Origin of the sequence: Pseudoalteromonas undina (assembly GCF_000238275.3) — a bacterium.
In the GTDB taxonomy this organism is placed as follows: Bacteria; Pseudomonadota; Gammaproteobacteria; order Enterobacterales; family Alteromonadaceae; genus Pseudoalteromonas; species Pseudoalteromonas undina.
Map to the genome: position 1 here is coordinate 1,297,458 of NZ_AHCF03000003.1, position 15,798 is coordinate 1,313,255.

Below are 15,798 nucleotides of genomic sequence, written 5' to 3' on the forward strand. Positions count from 1 at the left end.
GAATACGAACATCATAATCAACAGCGGCAAAAATTAAAACCACCTAGCTAAATTACCAGCCAGTGAGCTGAATGTTTTATAAGCGAAAAATGGCATATTTAGCGGTACTGTTTATTTATACAGTAATGGTGTTTTGTCCAATATTACTGATCTCCACCATTTTGGGGTATCTCTGCATTTATGAAGTATGAGCTGTAGTTAACTAGTTGTTTACAGGTGTTTATTTGAGGGTTAAGATAAATGCAATGTAATATATGGACATTTGTCGGTTTATAAAACGACAGTTGTCGTAGACAAAGTTGTTAAATTCACACGGAGTATTAAGTGACAAGCCAACATTTCGCTGCTGCCTTATTAAATGCATGGAAGATAGAGTCATCTAAATCTAGATTCTCTGAAGTGCAGCAATTCCGCGCATTGATGCGGAGTTTTGGTTCCTTGAACAAATCTTTCAAACTAGAAGAGTTTCACGGAATGAAGCATCAAGTTGTATTCAATGGCCAAGGAACTTGGGGTCGGCCTTCAGCTAGGTGTGAAATTTCCGACCTTTTGATTGTATCTTATAAAACCAAGCCAGTATTTGAAGCTAGGGCTACATTGCTTCAAGCTAAAAAATCTAATGAGAAGCACCCTAATATTTGCTCAAGCTGGCCGAACAACATCGCTCAGACGAGTTTCAAAGCTAACTTAGAGCAATGGGATTTGTTATCAAGACGGCCTGACGTACTCCCATATCCACCTTTTGAGTGTAAGCCGGATATTCTAAGTGGTGCTATTTTGCCATCTGTTGGCTCTCTCGGCATATTTCATAAAGTGAAAGGAACAGAATACGACTTCTTCTATATGTCTGCTGATATGGCTGAGCCTTTGAGCGCCCCAACTCGAAAGCATGCGAAGCTAAAAACTAAAAAAGGCAATCTCATCAGAACCATCAGTGGATATGAGGAGTGTGTTTTCACATGTTGTTTGCCTACTTTTGCAGAAGCGTTATACAAGTTAAAAATTGGCACTCCTATTCAAAAGGATAATCCCGTAGATATCAAAGATGAGAGGTATCGGAATTCATTTAGAGGATGGCTCAAATCAGTTCTCTATAGCCACCTTGAAATGACAAATAACAACTCAGAATTAGCGAGAGAGTTGCTAGAATATCTGCCATCAGATCAAGGTGGAGGTTTTATGATGGAGCCACCGGCAACCATTTTGATAAACTGTGATGCTAATGAATTTAACAAAGCAATGCAGCGGACAAGCCGGTGATTGCGGCGTTAACTGCCTCGATAGTTGAGAGAAATATATCTAAATGAGCTTTCCTGTTTGGACACAAGTGATTACACAGATCGTTACAGCCGTGACTGCTGTTGTAATGGCTGTATTGGCGTACCGAACATATCTTAGAGCACCAGAGCAGGAAGAGACGGAACCTGAGAATGCCTCGGATAATCAAGCAGAGGATAGTCTTCGGGAAATTCTTGTGTTTAGGACATCTAAACAGAAAACTTGGTTGGCGGTTACAGAGCAAGGCCTTTCCTGTCGAATTGATGACAATAGACCAGGGAAAGGTGGTCCTCAATGGGTTCTTTCAAAAGCCGAAGCCAAGGCGATTCTTGGCTCAGGAGCCTATCATGTGAATCCCGGTTACAAAGCAAGAACTGGCACATTCACAATAGGGCCACGCCGAAACTGGCTTTATACCAAATCGCTTTTTCCAGAGCCGGACTATTTAGAAACTGTAGTGAAAAAGTTGCTCGAAAATGCCAGCAGTTAACAAGGCCAATCACGGCGACAGCTATTCCGTTGCGGCTTCGCCTCCACTAAAAAGCTGCGCGTGTTGGCGGCGTTAGGTAACTATGGATGGTCAACCTTCTTAATCAAGCATTACGAAGCAGAGATGTTAGAAAACTCGTAGAACCTCATTTGCACGAAGTTGTTTGGGATTCTGGCGTTGATGAAACCAGCGAGTGGGTAATGGCTTCATTTGAAGATCTAACTCATATCCAAAAATTGGAGTCTTGGTTAAATAGCAAAGAGATTTCGGATTCCATCGAAGTCATTTTAACCGATACTGCTTGGTCTGAACTTCAGCAAACAACTTGGGATGCTCTGCTTAAGAAACCAGACGATTACTTTAATCAAAAACATATGCTTGTAGTTGCAGCAGATAGCTCTTGGATAATGGAGTATACCCCACAACAGATAATTAGATTTGGGCGTTGGGTAAAAGTTACCTGCCGAGTTTGAATTGGCAGTTAATTGAAACGTGGACGGTGTCCACTTTATCGGGTGAAGATCACAAAAAACAGTTGGGTATTTTCACTCCGTTCAACATTTTAGCCAACAATTTTTTGCACTCTTAGTGCGGCGTTGTTATATGTAAATCAATAAGTAGGCATTATGCAGCTATAAACACTAGAAGAATTGCAAGCCAATTAATAAGGTGATTTCTGAAATTGATACAAATGAATTCGATGATGACCTTGTTAGGCAGTTTATAGAGCATCGTGTTATTTCATTAGCTTTTGGTGTTCACACGTATTCAGAAATGATTGTACGTAAGGTTGTGACAAAGGAAGAAGAGAGCAAGTTTAACAAGAACCTTAGTGTTTATAATCAAATTGAAAGCACACTAGCTCAAAGAGCATATGAGTATTCTACAGAAGAGTTGTTTAATCAGCTTGTCGCATGTAAGAAAATTTTGGATGCTAACATTCAAAATTAAAAAATATAACCAGGTAATCAAAGACCGCCCACAAAAGGGCCTGAGGGCTGGACCTCCACTGCTGTGCAGCTCCGGCCCTTTATCTCGGCGTTAGGCATTTAAACACTCAGCAATCACAGGATAATTATCAATGGGGAATAATGGTTCATCATTTAAGTTGTATGTTAAGCATTTAGGTGCTGCGTACTTGATTTATATAATTTTAGGGATGTTTAATTCACTACTATTTAAGCAAGGTATATACAACTTTGGGGCCTTTGATGAGGTTGAGATTAAGTTCAGACTTGCTCAAACTATAGATATTATTATGTTTATAGCGGTTATTTGGGCTTCATGGGCACAGTACTTAGTTACTAAAACGATAAACAAAAATTTTGCTCTCGTGGCACTACTTTTCAGGTTTGGAGAAGGGCTTCTCGGCTTTGTCGCAACAATCATTACATTGGCAGTGATAGCAGTTTTAAAGAATCCAGAATTTTCAACTGTATTTCAAGATGAGCAGCTGCATACATTAGCTAGCATATTTGTGAAAATAAGTGGCTCGATGTGGGATGTTCTTTTAATTATCATGGGTATTGGTGCCACGATTTTCATGTATTTGTTCTACGTTTCCAATTACGTACCTAAGTGGTTGGTTCTTTGGGGACTATTCACTTATATTTCGATGGTGGTGTATGGTTTTTCAAATATTGTTCTACTTAATCCACCTCAAGTATTGAGTTACTTCATGATGCCGGGAGCTTTTTTTGAAATAACGTTTGGGCTTTGGTTGTTAATCAAAGGAATAAACATCCAACCTGATAAAAATAATGCCTAACAAGGACAAATGTAGAACCAAAGAGGTCTGTAGAACCAAAGGGGTCAAATCTTGACTTCAGACATCAAATTCATGCGGCAATCTTATAAGCTGTTTTTAAAATAAAATGCTGGTGGCTCACCGGCTAATTAATCTCTGAGTTAAATTAAGGAAAAGGATTATTTATGAAAGGTATTAAACGTATTTGGTTTACGCTAGTTGTGTGACATTGTTAATTATTTTAGGTGTAGCTACCGAGAAGTATTAGTAAAAAATGTTTAATGTAGTAATTTATTCAAGTGCATAGGCGATTTTATTTATAATTTCTTTGGTAGAAATAAATATAGTTTAAAATAGGCTGTGCGCTTTGACTGTTATTCATTACATCATTCAAATTTTATGGGCTCGTCATGAGTTGACATATTTTTGTCGCTTGAATTTGTATGTAGGCATTGATAATGTGCTCTGATAGTTTTACACTTTTAGTTAGTATTTTAGAAAAATATATTGTTTGAATTACTGGCGTCATTTAGATTTTATCTAAAATACCTTTTAAATTTAATAAATAATTTTCAATACAGTTTAGGAATGAATATGAGTGAAAGGAATTACGCAACTAAATTAGCACAATCAGATCCATTAGGTTTTTATATAAAACTAATAGGGCTAGGGCCTCACGAGAAAGATTTACGTAAAGTCGATAACATTTATACATCTTGACAGGTATCGTTGTCTATAGGCAGCTAGACCATATTCAACGGATGAAAGTAATGGCGGAGATTAATAAAGTCCGCGAAATAAATCGAAAGCTGCATGGTACTTTATTTGCTATCCCTCCACTTATAGTAGCTGATAAATTCAAGTTTAAATGGTCATTAAGTAATTCAGAATTAAAAGCACACTATGAAAGTAGTAACGGAGTATCATCTGCCTTGAGTTTTATAGGTCTAGATATGAGAACGTTTGCTGGTTCAGCACCTTTAATCGGTGAAATACTATTAGAAATATCAAAAAGCGGAGTTAAAGCAGGGGGGAAAGCAGCCTTTAACTCAGTTTCTAATAGTAAATTAACGGCTGAGTTAGCTGGTCAGGCTAAAGTTAGGACCACAACTGCAGTGAAGCTTGGGATGTTTGCCGCTCTAGTTACTGTGCTTGCTAGTGGTGTTCGAACTATGGCCATGGTCAATGAAGAAAAAGCCTTACATGAATTATACCTCAGAGGGATGATTGAACCGAAATGATAGGGCTAATAATAATAGGGTTTGCTTTTTTAGTTTACTACGGCAAAGTTAAGTATAATAAGCCCACTGGTAAAGCTGTTATTAGTGGAGGGAGTAAGACTTTGCTGCTCTATGCTTCCAGTAATGGCCATTTTTTCAGTTTCTGAGCTATTGTTATTGCTGCTCCTGTTTATTGCAATTTTATCGGAATTTATTAATATTTATTTTTATACCGTTTCAAAGGAGTTATAACGCATGTTTACTTTATTTTTTGTGGCTTCTTTGAATGTTGATTTTGCTCTTGCAGGAAAAACTTCTGCGGGCTTAATACTTTGTGAGCAGATAAATAACCAAGTCAGTGGCTCTAAGTTAAATGAGTATAACCGATTAGATAGTGAGCTTAATAGTTATTTAAACCTTGAGTTAGAAGCTAGCTCTGATTTGAGCTACAGCTTTTTCAGTGCTCAAGTTGATTACATTAATTCATTTGAATATGCTGACAAAAACAAGCCTTTAGATGATAATTTACTATCTAAACAAAAATGCCAAGATCACATAGATAATGCAAATATGTTAATTCGAAAGTTTCAATAAATTAAAAAAAAGGTCAAATCTCGACTTCAGACATCAAATTCATGCGGCAATCTTATAAGCTACTTTTAAAATAAAATGCGGGTGGCTCACTTGCTAATAAATCTCTCTGAGTTAAATTTAAGGTAAAAGGAAGTTTTTATGAAAAGTATTAGACGTATTTGGTTTTGGTTTACGCTAGTTGTGTGCCCATTGTTAATTATTTTAGGTGTAGCTACCTTTGCACAGTTATTAGGGCAATACATGTATTCTGAGCAATTTAGTTTTTCGTCGCTGTCTAGCTTTCAAATTGCATTTATTGGTGGTGGTGTTTGTGCTTTTTCTGTATTTTTAAGCACGTTAAAAGAGGTAAAAATACGCTTTTTTGCAAAATAAGGGGTTAATAGAAAAAAGGGGATCTTGTACCTCTGCAAATAAGCCACTTAAACACTTGTGATACCTTCCAAAACGCCAATTCAAACAACAGCAAACCCTCTTTTTTATATTTTATGTAAATCGAAGTAACCGATTGAACCAAAATAGCAACTCGGCTATGGTTAATGCATCAATTAAAATAAATTTAAAACGACTTAATCTACAGGTTCGTTATATGCAATTCAGATTTATGAGTATTATTCAAAGGTTCGTATGGAAAATTTAGTTGTCATTAGGGAAGCGAAAAAAGTGTTCACCCATTTATTTTTGAACTTTCGCCTCATTTAGCTGAAGTTGCTCAGCTAGATTGGCATAGTGACGAAGCTATTCAAAAAATGCAAAATGATTACATTTCAAAAATGCTTCAAGAAACAGCGAAACCAAACATCACCTTTATCGCTGAGATCAATAATATTTCATTGGGTTTTATTCATGTACGAACACATGTGGATGGAATTTCAGGTGAAACTTGTGGAACTATACCGCTTCTTGCCGTATCACCAAAATCGCAAGGTTTGGGCTTAGGTAAACGTTTAATTGAACAGGGTGAAAAGAGGGCTAAAAACTTAGGCTGTAGGTTGTTACATCTAGAGGTCTTTGCAAATAATAAGATAGCGGATAGCTTTTATCAAAATATAGGTTTTAAGCCTAAAACTGTTCATATGATAAAACCAATATAGAGGAATTTGCATATAATAAGTTGCTAACACGTAATAATAACCATTATTTTGCGCTTAACAATGCCTTAGTTTGCTTTAAAAATGCTGAGCCCAATTCAAACACGGGAGTTATAAAATGTCATCAGATAAAAAAGACAAAACTAAATCAAATAAAGTTGGTGCTGGCATAGCGCTTGGTGTTGGTGTCGGCTTAGCTATTGGCGCTTCAATGGGTAATATTGGTGCAGGGTTGGCAGTTGGAATAGCGTTAGGTATTGCTTTTGGGGTTAGTATGCAAAAAAAAAGAAGACTCTAAAAAAGATGACAAATAGATATTATGTCCAAGCTAATTAATAAGAGTGTTAGGTTTTGAAGAAAGATTATGGACATGAAATTTATTTGGATATTGTTACTATTTTTAAGTTTTAATGCACTTGTAAATAGTGACGCTAAGCCTATTAAACTGATTTAGAAAACTAAATTAAACTGATTCAGAATAGGCTGGATTTCGTCGATCAAATGGCTTTCGCAAGCAATTCAGATATAAAAGGCTTAGAAAAAGCAGCCAAAGATAATGCACTCACTTTGATTCTATTTGCTTTTTTTTGTACATGGTGGGCTAAATCAATCGGTAGAAGTGCATTAGGCTGGTTCCAGTATTTCAGTAATCGCTTTTTGTGCTTGGCAGCGCCGAGCAAACATCAACTACTGTAAGAGCTACTCGCATAGAGTCTAATTTATCTAATAATTACTTTAACTACATAGAGCGGGTATTTCTGTGCGTGAGATTTAAGTTTTACAACGATATTTACTTAGTTAAGGCTGAAACTTGTTTTATATAGTCATGAGAAGCTTACTCCAGAGCTGATTAGTAAATTATGTGACGCAATTTCAATATATTAATTATGGGTGTCACTTTATGTTTTTGTTTAAAACATCATGTGCTAAATTTATTACAGCTATATTTACAGGGAAGATAAAATGACAAAGCGATTACGTTTTTTATTACCATCAGTATTATTTTGTTTTGGAACAAGCGCGCTAGCAGCTGAGCCGGTTTTATATTACGGCGGAGATATTCTCACTATGGAAGGAGAAAAGCCGCATTATGAGGAAGCTTTAGTTGAGTCAGAAGGGCGGATTGTTTACCTTGGCAGCTTAGCGAAGGCCAGAGAAAAGTTTGACAATCTACAAAACAAAGACCTTCAAGGGAAAACACTTTTACCCGGTTTTTTGGATGCCCATAGCCATATGTACAATACGGGTTTAATTGCGCAATTGGCAAATTTATTACCTCCTCCCGATGGCCCCGGTGCAAATTTTAATAGTTTAGTGACAACAACCAAAAAGTGGATGGAGTCTGCTGAAGGGAAATTCATTATCGGAAAATTTGGTTGGGTGTTAGCTAATGGATATGACGATTCGCAGCTTAGCGAAAAACAACATCCCACTAAAGATGTTCTAGATAAAATTTCGTCTAAATACCCAGTGCTTATAATGCATCAATCGGGTCATCTAGCAAGTGTCAATTCAAAAGCTCTAGAAGTGGGTGGCTACACAAAGGATACCAAAGACCCCAAAGGCGGTTTAATTAGGCGCTTGGCCGACAATAGTCCTAATGGCGTGCTTGAAGAAGCGGCTTTTTTTAATCTATTACTGCCTATTGTTGCCACTAAATCTGATGCTGAAGTACAACAAAGGTCCATTGAGCTTGCTCAGGTGGAGTATGCTAAAAATGGGTACTTAACAGCTCAAGATGGCCGAACCACAGCGGATGCAACTTCGGCATTAGAAAGAGCAGCTCGTGATAAATCGCTATTCATTGATGTTGTTTCATACCCTGACATAGTTTGGAATAAGTCAGCTGTTAAGCCCGAATTTTATAATTCAGAACGCAGTTATGTTAATCGATACCGAATTGGAGGTGTTAAATTAACTTTAGATGGTTCACCACAAGGAAAAACGGCTTGGTTATCATCACATTATCATATGCCGCCTGAGGGTAAACCGCTGGACTATAAAGGTTATCCTATCATGAGTGATGAGATGGCCATTAAACATATAAACACTGCGTTTAAAAACAAATGGCAGATTATTGCTCACACCAATGGTGATGCAGCGATTGACCAATATATTAAAGCTATTAAAGTGGCTAAAAAAAGTTATGGGTATGATGATCACCGTAGCGTGATGATTCACGGCCAGACTTTACGTAAAGATCAAATCCCGGATTTAGTAGATTTAGGGATCCTCCCATCGTTGTTTCCTATGCACACTTTTTACTGGGGCGATTGGCATGTAGAGTCTGTTTTGGGGCACCCAAGGGCAGATTATATTTCGCCATCACGAGATGTAGTTGAAGCTGGTTTAACGGTTACTTCTCACCATGATGCCCCTGTGACATTTCCAAATTCAATGCGAGTGCTCGATGCAACGGTTAATCGTATTACGCGTTCGGGTAAAGTATTGGGGCCGGATCAACGTTTAACGCCTTATGAAGGGTTAAAAACATTAACGCAATGGGCTGCTATTCAATACTTTGAAGAAACAAGTAAAGGTACGCTAGCTGAGGGAAAGCTCGCGGATTTCGTCATTTTAAGTAACAACCCTTTAAAAGTGGAACCACTTACTATTAAGGATATAAAAATAGTGCAAAGCATTAAAGAAGGTCATGTTGTATATTCAAATTGATATTCAACATGAAACAATTTTAACGTTGAACTATACGACGGCTTTAGTCGCCGTCGTATTAAACCTCAGCCTTGAGATGCAACAGTGAAGTTTGAGATTTAATGAATATTTATAAAACTTCTAACGGTTAATTCTTGTAAAAACTTGTCCCTTTTTTGTTTGCTTTTGAATTCATATGCTAATTTTTAAATGCTCGGTTAAGCGAATAATAATCAAATTTAAGGGTTGAAAATGAAAAAATGTACTAATTTATTGTGAGAATGCATGTAGCGGCTTATTTTAGTCGCTATTTTTTTGGATAGCGCGTTAAACATATACAAATAAGGAGATACGATGAAACTGGCAATGTTGATGTCGTTTATGTTTTTTTTAATTAGTTGTTCGAGCTTAGCGACCAATAGCAAAGAATTAAGTAAATCTAAGCAAACTGAAGAGTTTATTACTCTTGTCAGTCATGCCAAAACCTATGACCTGTCTCATAATTGGGATGAAAATTCCCCAATAGCGTCCGTTAACCCAAAATACTCAATGGCACTTAATGCAAACCATGCTGATACACGTGGTACATTTGGTGATAACAATCAGCTCTCATTCACCTCAGAAATAATGCAATGGAGTGGTCACCATGGAGGTCCTACTATTGATGCGTTAGGTCATATTGGTCGAGATGGTTTACTGTATGGTGGAGTAGATGCGGCGCAAGCGACCAATGATCGCAGAGGAATAGGACGCAGTGGTGTAGGGAGTGACTTAGGAATTGATCATTATCCTGTAAACTTATTGAGTAACCGAACGGTATTACTTGATGTGGCTCGCTTTATTAACGGTGACGATACCCCATTGGCTGCAGATTTTGACATAACGGCGTCACATTTAAAAAGAACAGCAAAATCGCAAGGTGTAAAAATTAAAAAAGGCGATACTGTGTTTATTAGAACGGGGTGGGGGCAATATTTTGCTAATAACCCACAGCAATATATTGCAGAACATGCTGCAGGCGTTGGTTTAAGTGGTGCACAGTTTTTAATAAAGGCTGGTGCAAGTGTTGTTGGTAATGACACCCTTACTTTTGAAAAACGCCCACCTATTGCTACAGAACCCTCATTTCAGGTTTTTCCGGTACATATGATGTTATTAGCAGATAACGGTATTTACATAATAGAAAATTTGTTCCTTGAGGAGCTAGCTAAAGAAAAAGTCTATGAGTTTATTGCCATTGTGCCGCCGCTTAAAATACGTGGTGGCACTGGCTCGGCATTACGCGTATTTGCACTTACAAGTAACTTATAGTTGAATAAAGAGTAAGGTTAATAGTGGTTACTGTTTTTATATACAGTGGTATCGTTTTTTGAAATAAGAAACATACACAAAGAGTATTTTTCTTTATCATGATAAAAGTACTGGCTGTAAAATTAACAATACTTATATGGACGACTCAAGGATGAACAAAGGAATATTAAAATCGTGGAATGACGATAAAGGCTTTGGCTTTATTAAATCAAGCACACTGCAACACGATACCTTTATACACATATCGTCGCTCAAACATATGAGTCGTAAACCTAAAGTGGGTGACATTATCTATTTTGAGGTTGCGACTGAGCCTAACGGTAAAACTAAAGCTGTAAATTGCCGTATTGAGGGCGTACTAGCACAACCACACATAAAAGCTTCATCAAGGCCGGTTAGAATAAGTAAAACCCCAGGTAAGAACTCACCTTTAATGAAACTTATAACACTTGGTATTATTTTTAGTATTGGTTTTAGTGTGTATAAAACCGGTTTTTTAAATACCAAGCAAACACCAGTCGTAACTAATGCTAACTTAGAGTCATTTATGCCCGCGAGTTCAAGCTCACTTAATAAAACACCACCAACATTTCGTTGTGATGGCCGCCAACATTGTAGCCAAATGACCTCGTATGCAGAGGCATTATTTTTTATTCAACATTGCCCAAATACTAAAATGGACGGTGATAGAGATGGCGAGCCTTGTGAACGGCTGTTTGGAAATAGGTAGTTTTTATATTGGGGTTATTAATAAACTAAAAATTAGTTGATACCTGTTAAGTGGAATACGATTTTTAGTAATACAGTTATAAATAGCTGGTGGATTAAAGCCATTTATCATGGAGGTTGTTATGTTTAAAGTAATAATTGGATGTGCTGTTATATTTTCGTTTTTTTGTATGTTACTCGCCACCGCACCTTTTACGCCTGCAATATCAGGATCATTTATTATGCTGTTATTTGCAGGAGCTATTGGTTACAAGGGCTATTTGCAATCAAGTTTGATACTGCTGTTAATTAATACGCTGGCGGTTATTGGTAGCCCAGCTACAGATATAGGCAACACTAATACATTACTGTTTTTACCAATATTATTTTCAATCTCATTTGGTGGTGTTTTATTAGGCGTAAGAAAGTTAACTTTAAAACACGTTTTGTAGACGAGAGTTTTGCCCACGTTTGAGGTAAAAGCGCTTTTTAGAATAAAACTTTATTTAAGTTGAAATGAAGTAGAAGAGAAAATTTAAGTATCAAAAAAATGTTTCAGTTACATTATATATTTTATCAAGAATGAAGGCGGGAGTTATTGACTTCAAGCATCCAACTTAAACGAATTTAATATTGGATTTATGGGCACGTCAACTAGCGTTTACGCAAAAAGAGTCGGCGATTTTGCAGATGCAGTAAAAGATTATCAGAAGTCACTCATGGAATACCGTCAAGCTGTTAAGAGCAAATCCCCAATAAAAGCTGCAGCTAAACAAAAAGCAAAGCTTGCTTTTGAAAAAATGCAGAACAAGTTTAGATTGGAAGTGAAAGCTGTCACTAGTCAAATTAATTCTAGGCGCGGTACTCCAATAAGCAACTTCAAAAGAGGGGCTGATATAGCTAGAAGTAGTCGAAGTGTTGCAAAATTAGACTTAATAAATCCTATACATGCCGATAACGTTGTGAAGTTTACTAAGTATGCAAAGTTTTTAGGTAATGGCTTAGCCGTTATCGACTTTGGAGGTCGAGTAGGAAATATTCATAATTCTTATAAAACAGATGATAATTGGGAACGAGAAATGTTTATTGAATCAACTAGTTTTGTTGCAAGTGCAGCTACAGGTATTGGGGTTGTAAATGCTGGGGCTGCAGTTATGACTTTTCTAGTTGTGGCAACGCCAGTAGGTTGGGTTGGCCTAATTGTTGGTGGGGCTTTGTTAGCAGGTGCAGCTGCTGGGGCTTCAATAAAGGTTAACAAAATTGTAAAAGAAGATGCCGGAGGGATATATGATTATATTATGGAGCAGGTTAATAAATTATGAGTGATAGAGAAATTTGGGTCGCTATATTAATTATGTCATCTATTATTTCTGGGATCCTTTATGTAGTTTTTGGCCAAATGACCGTACGTAAATTAAGAAAAAACCCTAAAACAAAAGATATACTCGGTCTAGAGGTTATTAGTGGTTGGGATATTATAAATGTTGCTCAAGCATTCTCCTTGCCAAGGCGTTGGTTACTTAAAATTGAAAAAAGTAAGTTTTCTTTTATGTATGCGCACTCTTCGTTGTTATTTGAAAATACAACCAAATTCGATAGATTTCTTGGATGTATCTTTTATTGGTTATTAACACTTTCGGGTCTATTTGGCGCTTTACTCGTTGTACTTAACTTATTTGGCGTTTTTAGTTAATTGGTGTAAATATTGAATTGGCTAGTTATGTGACTAGCCAATTCAATTATCAACTTTATTACTACAAAAATGATTTAGCTTTACTCATTAAAGCGCTTTAAAAATGGCTGCTATGCCTTGCCCGCCACCAATACACATTGTGACTAGCCCATATTTGCCTTGAGTTCGTTTGAGTTCGTACAAGCATTTAGTTGATAAAATTGCACCCGTTGCGCCAACAGGGTGGCCTAAGGCAATTGCACCACCATTCGGGTTTACCTTATGGGCAGGGAAATTTAACTCGTTTTCAACGCACAGTGCTTGTACTGCAAAGGCCTCGTTAGACTCAATCACATCCATATCGTCGATGGTTAAGCCGGTTTTTTCAAATACCTGTTGTACTGCAGGAATAGGGCCGATACCCATTAAAGTAGGATCAACGCCGGCTCTGGCATAACCCACTAAGCGAGCGAGCGGTTTTAAGCCTTGGTCATTTGCTTTTTGCTCTGACATAAGTACCAACATGGCTGCACCATCGTTTATACCTGATGAGCTTGCTGCGGTAACGGTTCCACCTTTTTTAAAGTAAGGCTTTAAAGTTGCAAGTTTATCGGCTGTGGTATCGGCGCGAACATGTTCGTCGGTGTCAAAAATATGCGTCCCTTTTCGCGACTTGATTTCTATTGGCACAATCTGCTCTTTAAAGTGGCCTGCACTAATGGCATTAGCTGCTTTATTATGGCTGTTTGCTGCGTACTCATCTTGCTGCTGACGGCTAATTGAATATTTTTCTGCGATGTTTTCAGCAGTTATTCCCATAGGGTTATTATCCCATGGGTCTTGTAAGGTCGTGGTAAGCTCATCAACCATAGTGCTATTACCCATTTTTTGCCCCCAGCGGTTACTTTCGAGGGTGTAGGCAGAGCTACTCATGCTTTCTGCTCCGCCAGCAAGGGTTGCATCTACATCACCTAATTGAATTTGTTGTGCCGCTTGTATGATTGCTTCAAGCCCTGAACCACATAAGCGATTAAGCGTTACAGCGTGGCTGCTTATAGGTAACCCAGCATCTAGTCCAATGACCCTTGATAGGTAAGCGTCTTTTGGGCCGTTATGAATAACTTTGCCTATAACACATGAGCTAATTTGGTCAGGGGTAAGCTGAGATCTGGTTAGTGCTTCTTTTGCGCACAGTGTGCCAAGCTCAGCGGGGCTAAAATCTTTAAGGCTGCCACCAAAGCTACCAATTGCAGTACGAACCGCACTGAGTATTACTACGCTGTTGTTTGTATTTTGTGTCATTGCTGTTCTCTTATTATTTTTATAATCATTTTTGCTGAAATATGTTTAATAGACAAAGGAGATCAATACTTCTATTAACATCAAAGCATAACTTTTAAATAAACTAAAGGCGAGGTTGGGTTGAGCTGTATGTGTTTTCTAATAAAGTAAAATAGGCGTGTGATAATTATATTTTTGTGTAAATTTATAAAATAGGGCTCTCGTTATGAGAGCCCACGGGGATTTATAAATCAATCATTTCAATATTAACAACTACATTTTTAAAACCAGCATCTTCAAACTCTTTTTTTAACTTTTCTGCACTTGAGTAATCACTAGCTGAAACACTTCGCTTACTTCTTTGGTTAGTGACAAGTGGGGTTTCATCACCAAAATAAACGCTACCAGCAAATTGGCTTTGTGCATAAAAGTGGCCTGTTAGGGTTGTTTTTTTAGGTCTTAAAACATGACTTAAATAGTATTGCATTGTTGATAAGCTTGTTTGTTGTATCATCCAAGGCCAATCCCATTTTTTATTCTCACCTGGTATATAGCGGTGTTCCCATTGATACTCAATGCTCTTTTCTTGACCTGCCCAACGGCCTATTACAAAATTAGCAGTGTCATTAGGTCTGTTTTCAGGATGGCTTAATAAAGCATTGCCTCCCCAACGCATAAAGCCATTTATTGATAGATCGTAAGTAATATCAGCATCGAATGAATAAGGATACGATATTGATGATTTAAACAAATCGACCTTAGCATTAAGCTTTGTGAATGCTGGTACATTGGTTCTTGCCTGTACAACAACACGTTCAGCTTCTGAGCCGCCGTTACTTGTTCCCCATGCTTGCTCTGCTGCTATAGTAACCGATAATGAAGTGTCTGATCCGCCAGTAACTGAAGGGGACTTCCATGTATTGGATAAGGTAACTGACTCAGAAATACTGTAGTCATTTGTTTTAGACCAATTAGTAGCTGCATCGTATTCAATGGTAACGACTGACATTTGAGCTGCTGACGTGTCATTCACTGCAGGGACTGTTAACGTTTTAATTAGTTCTTTGTCGGCAGCAACAATATCACCTGTTATTTTATATGATTCGTTATCCATCACATATTCAAAGTTAGATACGGTAATAGCTGACTTTTCATCACATCGATAACCATCACAGCTGCCCCCATTATAACCTTGTATTTTCCATCCAGAGCCCGCTTTAGATACCTCCATGTCATCACCCACATAGCTTGAGCGATTTCCACCAACCCACGCAAAACCCATTGTGTGAGCAAGATATGAAAGGGGTTTTATAAAATCCTCTTTTTGGTTTACTAAGTCCCATTCAATTTGACTTTGACTGCCAGGCGCTACTTTTACGGAGCTTAATTTAGGGATCTCATTAATAGGATCGTTAGGGTAGCACCAAGAATTTACAGCAGACCCTTGTTTTATTTCACCTGCGTAGCCAGAGCCCATAATAACCCAGCCATTAGCTAATCCCGTTATTTGCCACTTACCCATTTTGTTAGTAAGTTCGTTTCTGTAGGTTTGCGCTTCAGCCTTTGTAATTAGTCTATTATCAGCTGAGCAAACTCCAGCACCTAAGCTTTCATTTTTAAGTTGATCTGGATAAATTGCAGTTGTATTAGCACTTACAAAACTTGTGTGTGACAACAGCAATAGAGGTATTATTTTTTTCATTAAGTTACATCCTTTAAAATCATATTTTAATTAGGCCCTAATTAAATAATCTAAT

General features: G+C 37.5%; 19 protein-coding genes. 17 read left to right on the forward strand and 2 right to left on the reverse strand.

Going from position 1 to position 15,798, the window contains the following annotated elements:
- Window positions 1-324: 324 nt before the first annotated feature.
- The 17 genes from PUND_RS09655 to PUND_RS09730 all read left to right on the forward strand — a co-directional run bounded on the left by PUND_RS09655 (window position 325) and on the right by PUND_RS09730 (window position 12,781).
- Window positions 325-1,260 (forward strand): hypothetical protein, encoded by a 936-nt coding sequence (locus PUND_RS09655; protein WP_010390058.1) that lies wholly within the window; start codon window positions 325-327, stop codon window positions 1,258-1,260.
- A gap of 43 nt (window positions 1,261-1,303) precedes the next feature.
- A complete protein-coding gene (locus PUND_RS09660) occupies window positions 1,304-1,768 on the forward strand; it encodes a hypothetical protein (protein ID WP_010390057.1) in 465 nt (154 codons plus the stop codon).
- 86 nt (window positions 1,769-1,854) lie between these two features.
- Window positions 1,855-2,241 carry a hypothetical protein gene (locus PUND_RS09665; protein ID WP_010390056.1) on the forward strand — a complete coding sequence of 129 codons (387 nt, stop codon included), beginning with the start codon at window positions 1,855-1,857 and terminating at the stop codon, window positions 2,239-2,241.
- A 196-nt stretch (window positions 2,242-2,437) separates the two neighbouring features.
- On the forward strand, window positions 2,438-2,719 hold the full coding sequence (locus PUND_RS09670) for a hypothetical protein (protein WP_010390055.1): 282 nt from the start codon (window positions 2,438-2,440) through the stop codon (window positions 2,717-2,719).
- A gap of 130 nt (window positions 2,720-2,849) precedes the next feature.
- Complete coding sequence (locus PUND_RS09675; RefSeq protein ID WP_010390054.1) at window positions 2,850-3,536, forward strand: DUF4386 domain-containing protein; 687 nt, start codon at window positions 2,850-2,852, stop codon at window positions 3,534-3,536.
- Window positions 3,537-4,109: 573 nt separating this feature from the next.
- Window positions 4,110-4,235 (forward strand): hypothetical protein, encoded by a 126-nt coding sequence (locus tag PUND_RS18440; protein ID WP_276311924.1) that lies wholly within the window; start codon window positions 4,110-4,112, stop codon window positions 4,233-4,235.
- A gap of 50 nt (window positions 4,236-4,285) precedes the next feature.
- A complete protein-coding gene (locus tag PUND_RS09680; protein WP_021033138.1) occupies window positions 4,286-4,756 on the forward strand; it encodes a hypothetical protein in 471 nt (156 codons plus the stop codon).
- Between the two features lie 234 nt (window positions 4,757-4,990).
- The gene (locus tag PUND_RS09685) at window positions 4,991-5,329 is read left to right on the forward strand and encodes a hypothetical protein (RefSeq protein ID WP_010390052.1); all 339 of its coding nucleotides are present in this window, start codon (window positions 4,991-4,993) and stop codon (window positions 5,327-5,329) included.
- 138 nt (window positions 5,330-5,467) lie between these two features.
- Entirely contained in the window at window positions 5,468-5,701 is a 234-nt protein-coding gene (locus PUND_RS09690) for a hypothetical protein (RefSeq protein ID WP_010390051.1), read from the forward strand.
- Between the two features lie 374 nt (window positions 5,702-6,075).
- Entirely contained in the window at window positions 6,076-6,420 is a 345-nt protein-coding gene (locus PUND_RS09695) for a GNAT family N-acetyltransferase (RefSeq protein WP_010390050.1), read from the forward strand.
- Window positions 6,421-6,535: 115 nt separating this feature from the next.
- Window positions 6,536-6,715, forward strand: coding sequence for a glycine zipper domain-containing protein (locus PUND_RS09700; RefSeq protein WP_010390049.1), 180 nt, complete (start codon window positions 6,536-6,538; stop codon window positions 6,713-6,715).
- Window positions 6,716-7,380: 665 nt separating this feature from the next.
- Window positions 7,381-9,090 carry an amidohydrolase gene (locus tag PUND_RS09705; protein WP_010390047.1) on the forward strand — a complete coding sequence of 570 codons (1,710 nt, stop codon included), beginning with the start codon at window positions 7,381-7,383 and terminating at the stop codon, window positions 9,088-9,090.
- A 333-nt stretch (window positions 9,091-9,423) separates the two neighbouring features.
- Complete coding sequence (locus tag PUND_RS09710; protein ID WP_010390045.1) at window positions 9,424-10,380, forward strand: cyclase family protein; 957 nt, start codon at window positions 9,424-9,426, stop codon at window positions 10,378-10,380.
- 151 nt (window positions 10,381-10,531) lie between these two features.
- Window positions 10,532-11,110 (forward strand): cold shock domain-containing protein, encoded by a 579-nt coding sequence (locus tag PUND_RS09715; RefSeq protein ID WP_010390043.1) that lies wholly within the window; start codon window positions 10,532-10,534, stop codon window positions 11,108-11,110.
- 121 nt (window positions 11,111-11,231) lie between these two features.
- Window positions 11,232-11,540: a DUF6419 family natural product biosynthesis protein gene (locus PUND_RS09720; protein WP_010390042.1), complete on the forward strand. Its 309-nt coding sequence runs from the start codon at window positions 11,232-11,234 to the stop codon at window positions 11,538-11,540.
- A gap of 267 nt (window positions 11,541-11,807) precedes the next feature.
- Complete coding sequence (locus PUND_RS09725; RefSeq protein WP_198501064.1) at window positions 11,808-12,410, forward strand: hypothetical protein; 603 nt, start codon at window positions 11,808-11,810, stop codon at window positions 12,408-12,410.
- Window positions 12,407-12,781, forward strand: coding sequence for a hypothetical protein (locus tag PUND_RS09730; protein WP_008113868.1), 375 nt, complete (start codon window positions 12,407-12,409; stop codon window positions 12,779-12,781). Before PUND_RS09725 ends, PUND_RS09730 begins: the two co-directional genes overlap by 4 nt.
- Window positions 12,782-12,868: 87 nt before the next feature.
- Here PUND_RS09730 and PUND_RS09735 read toward each other — a convergent pair whose 3' ends face one another.
- Window positions 12,869-14,062: an acetyl-CoA C-acyltransferase family protein gene (locus PUND_RS09735; RefSeq protein WP_010390039.1), complete on the reverse strand. Its 1,194-nt coding sequence runs from the start codon at window positions 14,060-14,062 to the stop codon at window positions 12,869-12,871.
- A 223-nt stretch (window positions 14,063-14,285) separates the two neighbouring features.
- Window positions 14,286-15,743, reverse strand: a complete 1,458-nt coding sequence (locus tag PUND_RS09740) for an aerolysin family beta-barrel pore-forming toxin (protein ID WP_010390038.1) — start codon at window positions 15,741-15,743, stop codon at window positions 14,286-14,288.
- Window positions 15,744-15,798: the final 55 nt, after the last annotated feature.

What these genes read in the sequence shown, in the direction of transcription:
- PUND_RS09680 (WP_021033138.1), top strand. Translation starts at nt 4,286, where the DNA reads ATGGCGGAGATTAATAAAGTCCGCGAAATAAATCGAAAGCTGCATGGT.
- PUND_RS09665 (WP_010390056.1), top strand. Translation starts at nt 1,855, where the DNA reads ATGGTCAACCTTCTTAATCAAGCATTACGAAGCAGAGATGTTAGAAAA.
- PUND_RS09740 (WP_010390038.1), bottom strand. Translation starts at nt 15,743, where the DNA reads ATGAAAAAAATAATACCTCTATTGCTGTTGTCACACACAAGTTTTGTA.
- PUND_RS09695 (WP_010390050.1), top strand. Translation starts at nt 6,076, where the DNA reads ATGCAAAATGATTACATTTCAAAAATGCTTCAAGAAACAGCGAAACCA.
- PUND_RS09730 (WP_008113868.1), top strand. Translation starts at nt 12,407, where the DNA reads ATGAGTGATAGAGAAATTTGGGTCGCTATATTAATTATGTCATCTATT.
- PUND_RS09705 (WP_010390047.1), top strand. Translation starts at nt 7,381, where the DNA reads ATGACAAAGCGATTACGTTTTTTATTACCATCAGTATTATTTTGTTTT.
- PUND_RS09725 (WP_198501064.1), top strand. Translation starts at nt 11,808, where the DNA reads ATGGAATACCGTCAAGCTGTTAAGAGCAAATCCCCAATAAAAGCTGCA.
- PUND_RS09660 (WP_010390057.1), top strand. Translation starts at nt 1,304, where the DNA reads ATGAGCTTTCCTGTTTGGACACAAGTGATTACACAGATCGTTACAGCC.
- PUND_RS09720 (WP_010390042.1), top strand. Translation starts at nt 11,232, where the DNA reads ATGTTTAAAGTAATAATTGGATGTGCTGTTATATTTTCGTTTTTTTGT.
- PUND_RS09690 (WP_010390051.1), top strand. Translation starts at nt 5,468, where the DNA reads ATGAAAAGTATTAGACGTATTTGGTTTTGGTTTACGCTAGTTGTGTGC.
- PUND_RS09715 (WP_010390043.1), top strand. Translation starts at nt 10,532, where the DNA reads ATGAACAAAGGAATATTAAAATCGTGGAATGACGATAAAGGCTTTGGC.
- PUND_RS09685 (WP_010390052.1), top strand. Translation starts at nt 4,991, where the DNA reads ATGTTTACTTTATTTTTTGTGGCTTCTTTGAATGTTGATTTTGCTCTT.
- PUND_RS09675 (WP_010390054.1), top strand. Translation starts at nt 2,850, where the DNA reads ATGGGGAATAATGGTTCATCATTTAAGTTGTATGTTAAGCATTTAGGT.
- PUND_RS09735 (WP_010390039.1), bottom strand. Translation starts at nt 14,062, where the DNA reads ATGACACAAAATACAAACAACAGCGTAGTAATACTCAGTGCGGTTCGT.
- PUND_RS18440 (WP_276311924.1), top strand. Translation starts at nt 4,110, where the DNA reads ATGAGTGAAAGGAATTACGCAACTAAATTAGCACAATCAGATCCATTA.
- PUND_RS09700 (WP_010390049.1), top strand. Translation starts at nt 6,536, where the DNA reads ATGTCATCAGATAAAAAAGACAAAACTAAATCAAATAAAGTTGGTGCT.
- PUND_RS09710 (WP_010390045.1), top strand. Translation starts at nt 9,424, where the DNA reads ATGAAACTGGCAATGTTGATGTCGTTTATGTTTTTTTTAATTAGTTGT.